This is a genomic window from Falsiroseomonas selenitidurans (assembly GCF_012103215.1).
Taxonomy (GTDB): domain Bacteria; phylum Pseudomonadota; class Alphaproteobacteria; order Acetobacterales; family Acetobacteraceae; genus Falsiroseomonas; species Falsiroseomonas selenitidurans.
Genome location: NZ_JAAVNE010000137.1, coordinates 1 through 761, shown reverse-complemented (window position 1 = coordinate 761; position 761 = coordinate 1). Strand labels below are relative to the sequence as shown.

Here is a 761-nt window from a genome sequence, read left to right as displayed (position 1 = left end):
CGGCGACGCACTGGACGTTGCGCTCGATGGCCAAGGCGAGCGGCCTGGCGCCGTCCACCATCCATCGCATCTGGCGCGAGCACGGCCTGAAGCCGCACCGGATCGAGACCTTCAAGCTCTCGAACGATCCGAAGTTCGTCGAGAAGGTCCGCGACATCGTCGGCCTCTACGTCAATCCGCCTGAACACGCCCTGGTGCTGTCCGTGGACGAGAAGAGCCAGATCCAGGCGCTCGACCGCACCCAGCCGGGGCTGCCGATGAAGCGTGGCCGGGGTGCGACCATGACGCACGACTACAAGCGCCATGGCACGACGACGCTGTTCGCCGCGCTCGACGTGAAGGCAGGCACGGTCATCAGCCAGTGCATGCTCCGCCACCGCGCCGCCGAGTTCATCCGCTTCCTGCGCCTGATCGACAAGCAGACCCCGCCAGAACTCGACCTGCACCTGATCCTCGACAACTACGCCGCCCACAAGACCGAGGCCGTGAAGCGATGGCTCGCCCGCCATCCTCGCTTCCATGTCCACTTCACGCCGACCTCGGCCTCCTGGATCAACGCCGTCGAGGGCCTGTTCGCCACCCTGACCAAGCGGCGGCTGAAGCGCGGCGTCTTCCGCTCCGTCATCGAACTGAACCAGGCCATCCGCGCCTATCTCGACGCACACAACGCCGACCCGAAGCCCTTCCGCTGGACCGCACCTGCCGACACCATCATCAGCAAGCACCAGCGCGGGAAACGTCTGCTGGAATCACTCCACTAG

Annotated in this window: 1 protein-coding gene; it reads left to right on the top strand. The window is 65.8% G+C overall.

Annotated elements, in window-relative coordinates; translation table 11 throughout:
* On the top strand, window positions 1–761 hold a 761-nt coding region (locus tag HEQ75_RS27730), incomplete at its 5' end, for an IS630 family transposase (protein WP_168035341.1).